The organism is Oleiphilus sp. HI0123 (genome assembly GCF_001635315.1).
Window position 1 is genome coordinate 1 of record NZ_LWGE01000660.1, and the last position, 8,713, is coordinate 8,713.

Annotated in this window: 6 protein-coding genes; 2 read left to right on the forward strand and 4 right to left on the reverse strand. The window is 44.9% G+C overall.

The genetic code is table 11. The annotated features are described in order from the left end of the window. The first annotated feature begins 1,156 nt into the window (after nt 1-1,156). Together A3761_RS05975 and A3761_RS05980 are read left to right on the forward strand one after the other, a co-directional pair. On the forward strand, nt 1,157-1,714 hold the full coding sequence (locus A3761_RS05975) for a hypothetical protein (RefSeq protein ID WP_068513115.1): 558 nt from the start codon (nt 1,157-1,159) through the stop codon (nt 1,712-1,714). Nucleotides 1,715-1,885: 171 nt separating this feature from the next. Next, nucleotides 1,886-4,657: a hybrid sensor histidine kinase/response regulator gene (locus A3761_RS05980; protein WP_197472873.1), complete on the forward strand. Its 2,772-nt coding sequence runs from the start codon at nt 1,886-1,888 to the stop codon at nt 4,655-4,657. A 25-nt stretch (nt 4,658-4,682) separates the two neighbouring features. Here the strand turns inward: A3761_RS05980 and A3761_RS05985 are convergent, their stop codons facing one another. From A3761_RS05985 to A3761_RS06000, 4 genes are all read right to left on the reverse strand, one after another. Then, entirely contained in the window at nt 4,683-6,059 is a 1,377-nt protein-coding gene (locus tag A3761_RS05985) for a D-arabinono-1,4-lactone oxidase (RefSeq protein WP_068515609.1), read from the reverse strand. A gap of 10 nt (nt 6,060-6,069) precedes the next feature. Beyond that, entirely contained in the window at nt 6,070-6,438 is a 369-nt protein-coding gene (locus tag A3761_RS05990; RefSeq protein ID WP_068515605.1) for a cytochrome c5 family protein, read from the reverse strand. A 140-nt stretch (nt 6,439-6,578) separates the two neighbouring features. Then, the gene (locus A3761_RS05995) at nt 6,579-7,865 is read right to left on the reverse strand and encodes an ammonium transporter (RefSeq protein WP_068515602.1); all 1,287 of its coding nucleotides are present in this window, start codon (nt 7,863-7,865) and stop codon (nt 6,579-6,581) included. 56 nt (nt 7,866-7,921) lie between these two features. Beyond that, complete coding sequence (locus tag A3761_RS06000; RefSeq protein WP_068515599.1) at nt 7,922-8,260, reverse strand: P-II family nitrogen regulator; 339 nt, start codon at nt 8,258-8,260, stop codon at nt 7,922-7,924. Between the last annotated feature and the right edge of the window lie 453 nt (nt 8,261-8,713).

Consider the following 8,713-nt stretch of genomic DNA (forward strand, 5'->3'; position numbering starts at 1 on the left):
GCTAGCGACGCNNNGATTCGCAGAGTTATGCCACGGTGGAGCGGCCGTTTTATGAAGCCTTCTTCACTAGAGCGGGAAGCAAGTGTTTTATCCGGTAGTGGTGAAACTGTATCGTCTTTTGCTGGGAGTGAGCAAGTAGTAGAACCAACAATAGGCGAGCAAAAAGCTGAATCTGCAAAACCTGTAGAGCATAAACCGATAGAGTTTGAGCCGGCATTTAGTCAGGATGGTGTTTTCAAGTCAGCTTATGATTTGCTTGTTGGTAAAGCTCACGAACCCAGTGAAGCGCCTGCCTTAATGTGTGCTGTCTTGCTTGATGAGCAGGAAGCTGTCGTCAAAAAACAGCTTAAGATCGTTAGTTCAAGCCAAAAAGGTTCACCTCAAAAGATTGGTGGTGATCTTGCAGATTCAGTTGCTGACATGATCAAGCCTTTAGCTGAGCTAAACTCCGAGCAGCGCTTGGAGATTGTTGAACTAAGCATACCCGCATTAAAGCTGATGTCTTTAGTGCAATATCGTCATTATCGTTCTTTGTTTCTGGAACTAATTCATGCTGATGGAAAAATTGATGTTTTTGAGTGGCTGATTTTCCAGCTCCTTAAGCAGCATTGTGATCGATATTTTGGCTTGTCGCGTCCAGAAAAACCAAAATATAAAGACATTAAGAAAATTGCTTCTCTTTACCAAGTTGTGCTGTCCCGTATTGTCTATTATGGCTTGGAACGTGAGCAAGCAACTTATCAGCAAGCCTTCAAAGAAGGTTGTGAGGCTGCAAGCGTTGCCGGGATTACCTTGCTACCAATAAGTGACTGCCAATCAGCAAGGTTTACTCGAGCAGTGCATGACTTGGGCTTGGCCTACCCATTGTTAAAACCACGGTTATTGAAAGGTTTGCTCGCGGCTGCCAAATCCGATGCAGTTGTCACGGCAAAGCAGAGTTACTTGATAAAAGGTGTTGCCGCCGTGATGGATTGCCCCTTTGGTGGTGTAGAGAGTTAGTCACAAGCACCTATTATAGAGCTTGGGTGGCTCGCAATACTGCGTGACCTGAACTATAAATAATCAAGGCCTTCTAAAAGTTTCACCTGCTAGAGAGTCTTGATGTACGCAAAGAATAAAAATAACAAAACTCACTGTTCAACATGTGAGGTTCGTCGTGCCTGAAGGTGAGGCTAATATTCTGATTGGTAATGAGGTGTCTGAGCCGGTAGCCAAGAGCTTCGGAAAATCTCTTAGCTTCAAGCTGACTTTCTGGTTTTTAGTTCTGGCAATCGTGCCAATGATCTTGATCGCCTCTATGAGCTATTATCAAGCTTATTCAAGCTTGCGACAAGCAGCTGTTGATGAGTTGGTTCAGGCCGCTGACCTTAATGAGCGCTTCATTCGAAGCTGGTTCAACTATCGTTTTACCGATGTCACCTTACAGGCAGGAGTGCCGACCCACAAAGACCTACTGATTTCACTTCGAGAGGGTTACGAGCACAGCAATACTGATTTATTCACTTACGTGCACAGCTCAGACTGGCAGGCACGGGTAAAAGGCCAGGAAGACAGTATTGTTGCGATAGGCGCTGCTTATCCCTATGTTTACGATATATTCTTAATCGATAATCAAGGCAATATTCTGTATACCATTGAGCATGAAGATGACTTTGGTACCAATCTTTTCGACGGGCGCTATGCCCAGACAAAGTTTTCGTGGCTTGTGCAGTAAACACTCAAACAGAAGAAAACGCTTTTTTCAGATATCGAACGCTATGCGCCATCTAAGGGGCGCCCAGATGGTTTTATTGCGGCACCGATCTTTTCGGGTGACGGCGCAGTTATCGGTTCTTTTGCTATTCAAATTAGATTAGAGCAATTGATAAACCTGCTGTCACGAGATTTGGCGAAAATTAATGCTTCACATTATCTAGTCGGTGCCGACGGCTTGCTTAGAACCAGTATCGATGATCAGTCAGAGATTCTGGAGCGAACTATCGCAACTGAACAATTCGAAAAGTGGCGAAAGGAGCATGCAGTAGGTGCTGAAGAAGGCGTTGTATCAAAAGCTTATAGGTGTAAAAAAACTTCAGAATTCCAAACTCATGACTTGGAGCATGACTATGAAGAGGCTTTCGAATATGTGGGGCCGAATGGTGAAGAGGTAATTGGTATTCATCACTCGGTACGCATATTTAATATTGAGTGGAGTTTGATCAGCGAGGTAGATAAGAAAGAAGCTTTGGCTTCGGCGTATTGGCTAAAACAGATAGTAACGGTATTTGTCATACTGACCGGGCTGCTTAGTATTGTCTTGGCTTTGTGGCAGGCACGACGAGTTTCTAGGCCCATTACAAAGCTTGTAGAAGCAACAATGGCTGTTGCGGCAGGAGAGATGGATCAGCGAGTCGAGATTGATAGCAATGATGAAATAGGACGCTTGGCTGAAGCGTTCAATCATATGCTGGTAATGAGGCAAATGCATGAAAAGGCTTTAGAGGCGAGTGATCAAGAATCTAAGTATGCATTGGCAGCATTAGAGCAGAAGACTAAAGAGCTTATCGTTGCCCGGGATGAGGCCGAGTCTGCTGTTAGAGCCAAAAGCGAGTTTTTAGCCAGCATGAGCCATGAAATACGTACACCAATGAATGGTGTCTTAGGTATGTTGGGGCTGCTAATTAATAGTGAGCTTAATAAAGAGCAGCATCATCAAGTGACCTTAGCTCGATCGAGTGCTCATTCTTTGCTCGCTGTGATCAATGATATTCTGGACTTTTCCAAGATCGAAGCCGGCAAGTTGGATATTGAAGTTCTAGAGTTTAACTTGCGCTCAATGATTGGCGAATTTTCTGAAGCCATCGGTCATCGCCCTTGTGAAGACGATGTTGAATTGATTATTGACGTTGTTGATGTTGAACATAGCCTGGTAAAAGGGGACCCCGGAAGAATTAGGCAAATTCTATCAAACCTGGTGGGTAATGCGATTAAATTCACTCACGAAGGCGAGATCTATGTGAAAGTGTCGCTAACTCCTGAGCTCTCTGCAGATGGTCGAGACCTCCTTCGCCTAAATTGTTCAGTATCCGATACCGGTATAGGTATTCCAAAAGATAAAATAGCGGAGTTGTTCGACTCATTCACTCAAGTCGATGCCTCAACGACCAGAAGGTATGGTGGCAGTGGTCTAGGGCTGGCGATTGTTAAGCAGTTATGCGAAATGATGGGAGGCGGCATCTCTGTTAAAAGCGAGGCGGGTAAGGGGAGTTGTTTCAGATTTAACCTTTTGCTTGAAACAAGTGAACAATCTCAAACGGTTAGCCCCGATGTCGATATCAAGGGGGCTGATATCCTGATTGTTGATGATAATACCAGTCATCGGGAGTTTTTGACGCGTCAGCTAACAGTATGGGGAGCAAATGTAGCGCAGGCTGATTCAGCTAGCGACGCCATGGATATGTTGACCAAGGCTGCTCAGGATAGTGAAACTATTCGGTATAAAGCTATATTTATTGATATGGATATGCCGCGTATAGATGGTGTTGAACTGGCGAAAAGGCTTAGAGAGGAAGAGGGTTTGTCTGAGACAAACCTAGTGATGATGACATCCTTGCAGAACCGGGGCGACTCACAGTTTTTTTCAGACTTGGGTTGTCGTGCCTATTTTCCAAAACCAACCACGACCTTAGATTTGTTCGACTCTCTTAATATTATTTTCTCAGAAGAGAGTGTGTGTAAGGGTGGGCAAGAGGCGGGTGATCATGATCGTGGCTTGAAGCATGGCGGTATTCATCAGAATCAGGATAGCCTACCAGGTGGCTACCAGTGGCCGGATAATACCCGTATTCTTTTGGTCGAAGACAACCATGTCAATCAAATGGTTGCTTTAGCATTGCTGGATATATTGAAGCTCAGTGCTGATTTGGCCGATAGTGGGTTGGTTGCTTTGCAAAATTCGCCAGACAATTTGCCGTATAGCCTGATTCTTATGGATTGTCAGATGCCAGGTATGGATGGCTATGAAGCAACACGAGAAATAAGAGGTGGTGCGGCTGGAATTCGTTATAAAGATATCACTATTATGGCGATGACAGCGAATGCAATGAAGGGCGATAAGGAACGCTGCCTTGAAGCAGGAATGAATGATTATTTATCCAAGCCTATCGATACTGAGGTTTTGGAAAGAAAGCTCTATTTTCACCTTGTGGCGGGTGTTGATCAGAAGGCAGCCCAAGTAGGTGAAATTGTAAAAGTGAGCGAAAGTTGTGATTTAAGTGAAGAGGCTTCTGCAATAGTTGAAGAGGCAGTACCAGATGAAACGAAGGGGGTTGAGTTGCAGATTTGGGATGAAAGTGATGTATTACGCAGGGTAATGGGGAAGTCCAAAATCCTGAAAGTTATGATAGCTTCGTTTTTGAGTGATATGCCGCAGTATGTTGATACTCTGCAATCAGATATCGATAAAGGCGATCTGGAAGCGGCAGGAAATAGCGCGCATGCTCTAAAGGGCGTTGCTGCCAATTTGAGTGCCTTGGCGCTCGCTGAGGCAGCAAAGAAAATTGAGATAGCTTGCAAAGACGGGCAGCCTATCGAAAACATATTACCTATGCATCAAGAATTTATGGATGTTTACCCTAAAACCCGTGAGATGCTGATGGCTTGGAAAGAGCCTGAATAGGCTCTTTCCCGGCGCTAGCTAGACCTTAAGCGATGGTGTCTTTCAGGTAGGTATTCAGGAATTTGCTTTCTGGGTCAAAGCTGCGTCTTAGCTCAATAAAATCATTCCATTTTGGGTAGCTTTTCTTGAACTCTTCGCGGCTAAATGTATTAAGCTTGCCCCAGTGAGGTCGTCCTCCATACTTTCGAAAAATTGGCTCAATTGCTTTAAACATCGGTTGGTAATCTTCTTCAAAATAACGATGCACTGCGATGGATATGGAGTCACGTTGATAAAAGGGGCTTAACCAGGCTTCTTCACCTTTAATGAAGCGACACTCAATAGGAAAGAATGCTTCACTAAAGTGTTTTTCAATGGTGTCTCTTACTTCACCTAAGGCTTTGATTCCTTCTTCTACGGGAAGATGATATTCCATTTCATTAAAGCGGACGTTTCTATCATTGGCGTAAATAGCGTAGGAATGGTCAATATTTGTATGTGTTTCAAGGGTCTTCATATAGGTGCCGATAATCAACTCGCGCAGTTGACTCGACCAGCCCAAGTAGTCTCTGGCGGCTTTAAGGTCCATAATGCCGCTGTTACCATCAATTTCCTCTGACGATGAGGGGGGCTCATTGGTGATATTTAAGGTGTCAGTGAGCGCCATGCCGGTGAAGGGGAAATAGAAGAATTCAAAGTTCCGGTTGTCCTTGGCAAGTTTATGGGCTTGCTCAGTGACGTCTTCAAAACTCATCCATTGTGCTTCGCGTATAAGGTTAAATGGCGCCTGGTTTTGCATCGTGATTGAGGTGATGATACCGAGGCTTCCCAGGCCAACCTGAGCTGCCCTAAATAGCTCGGGATTGTGCTCATTAGAACATTGAACAAGATCACCTTGTGGGCTAACCATTTCAAGGCCTATGACATAGCTCGATAGGCTTCCTAATGACATGCCTGTGCCATGCGTTGCGGTGCTGATGGCGCCAGCAAGGGTTTGCTGGTCAATATCTGGCATATTAATTAGCGCTTGATGGTTTTCGTTGAGTATAGGGCCGCACTCACTAAGTAAAGTTCCGGAATAGAAAGTGGCTTGCTGCTTTTCTTTATCAATGCTTTTTAAACCGGATAGTCGCCGGGTAGAAAGCAGTATGTCATTAGTAGGAACCAATGCAGAGAAGGAGTGGCCGCTGCCCAAGGCCCGGATGCCGGGTTGCTTTTGCCGAATCAGAGTTTGCAGCTCAGCAATAGAGGCGGGCGCTAAGCGTTCGCTCGGAACGCATTTTTGATTGCCAGACCAGTTTTTCCAAGGGAAGCTTTTTGTGCTTGTAGAAGCCTGGGCATTGATTGCCAGCATGCTACTCAGTGGAAGAGAGCTGGTAAGCGTAGTGGCGATAAGTGACTTTAGTAAGCTACGTCTATTCATGGCCGCATCCTTATAACTGTTGTTCAAGGGGCTTACTCATATAACGAATAAGCTTTACGAAATGATCAGGAGTGCACTCAAAGCACTGACCACCTGGCGGCATACCACCGGAGCCGTTGATAGCTTTTTCAACGCTGGCGTCAATCCCGTTTTCGAGAATCTTATTCCAGGTCTTGGAGTCCCCCGTGAGTGGCGCTCCAGTGCCAGAATTTGCGTGGCAATTTTTACAGCTCTGCTGATAAATACGCTGTAAGTCCTTAGGCAACGACTGGGCTGACCATGAGATGTTTTTAAAACCCTCGGGCGAGTCACTGCTGCAAGCAGTCATATTGATGCTTAGGAATAATAATACTAGAAAGGTGATCTTGAGATGGGTCATGCTTGCCTCCTGTTATATTTGCTCAGGCATGGAGAGTGCTCATGCTAGGCCATAGAAAAGGAGGATAACACAAAACATGAATAATATTCATGTTTTGTGTTTGGCTTTGATTAAAGTGTGATCAAATGCCGTTTGGGCCTTTAGAGATTGTAGCCAGTTTCTTCATGGTCAACGACATCAAGGCCTTGGACTTCTTCTTCATCTGTCGTGCGTAAAGGTGTAAAGATTGCGACGAGTTTAAGAATGATCCAGGTAACAACCGCTGTATAAACGATGGTAGAAATTACGCCAACAGCTTGAACGCTAAGCTGGCCAGCCATTGACTCGATTCCGTCTGCAAAACCGTAACCACTGAAAACGCCAAGGCTTGTTGCAGAGAAGATACCAGCAAACAAAGTACCGATAATGCCGCCAACGCCGTGAACCGGGAATACATCTAATGAATCATCAATTTTCAACACGCGTTTTACGTACTGAACTGCGTAAAAGCATGTTATGCTCGCCATAATACCGATTAATAATGCGCCACCAGGGCCAACAAAACCAGAAGCAGGAGTAATGGTACCCAGGCCTGCGACCATACCTGTTACGCCACCCAGAGCGCTTGGCTTACCGAACTTTTTCCACTCGATAGCTAACCAGGTAAGCGTACCCGCTGCAGCAGAAATATGTGTGGAAAGCATTGCCATCGCTGCATTACCGTCAGCGGCCAAAGCACTACCACCGTTAAAGCCGAACCAGCCAACCCAAAGCATACCTGCGCCTGTTACAGTCATTGTCATGTTATGAGGAGGCATCGCTGTTGTTGGGAAGCCTTTTCGAGGGCCGATCACAATCGCTGCAACCAGCGCTGCAACACCTGCAGTAATGTGAACTACCGTACCGCCCGCGAAGTCGTATAGACCCATATCAGCTAACCAGCCGCCGCCCCAGACCCAGTGAGTAATAGGTACGTAGACAGCTAATAACCAGATTGCGCTGAAAAGAACCATTGCAGAAAAACGCATACGCTCTGCGAAACCACCCACAATTAGTGCGGGTGTAATGACTGCGAAGGTCATTTGAAATAGCATGAATAAGGATTCTGGAATGTCGCCCGCTAAAGACTCACGAGTTACGCCAGATAGCATAACTTTGCTGAAGTCACCGATAAAGTTGTTGCCTTCCGTAAACGCCAGGCTGTAGCCTACGATGAACCATAATAATGAAGAAATACCTGCAATCGCAAAGCACTGCATTAGCACCGATAGAACGTTTTTGCTTCGAACCAAGCCGCCATAAAACAATGCTAGGCCTGGTAGGGTCATAAACAATACCAAGGCTGTAGAGGTAAGGATCCAGGCGGTATTTGCGCCGTTAAGCGCATCTTCAGCAAAAGCCAAAGACGGTGCTAGCAGTGATGCAGCTAGCAGGAAGAGTTTGTTCATGAGAGAGCTCCTGATTTTTAAAAAGAGTAAAGAGTTTGTTTTTAATTCGATTCTGTTTAGAGGGCGTCGTTGCCGGTCTCGCCTGTGCGGATGCGAATGGTTTGTTCCATAGGGCTGACAAAGATCTTACCGTCGCCGATTTTTCCAGTGTTTGCTGCTGAAATAATGGCTTCAATGGCTTGGTCTACAGCGTCTTCTGCAACGGCAATTTGTAGTTTTAGTTTTGGAATGAAATCGATCACGTATTCGGCACCACGGTAGAGCTCTGTGTGGCCTTTTTGACGACCAAAGCCTTTAACTTCTTCGATAGTCATGCCGTGATGCCCTAATTCGGTGAGTGCTGATCTGACGTCATCTAGTTTGAAAGGTTTAATGATTGCCGTAATTAATTTCATATGTAGCCCTGTATGTCTGAGTCGCTTAATAAATGGCGTAATTAGTTCTTGCCTAAGCGATATTTATCGTTTTTATATTGTTTTTCGTATGGCGCCGGAGTTCTTTTGGTGCAAAAATTAATTTTCAAAATTGCACTGTTATAAGGCAGTGCAAAATTAATTAAATTGAAATTGGATTTCAATAGCAGGAGAGGAAATTCTTGAATTTATCGTATATTGCTTGTATGTGTGCACTAACGTAGCGCTAAAAACAATGATCAGCACTAAAAGCGTGCATTATTATTTCTGGGTTTGAGTTTTTTGAGTCGCAATGTTTGACGTGAGCTTGGTCGAGATATTAGTGCACTTTTTATTTAGAGTAATTTAATTCTATCGTACATAATAGGGTTTAGTATTCACAACAGAAGGTATTCGCGGGTAATGGATATTCACATCTATATAGATAGCTCATCC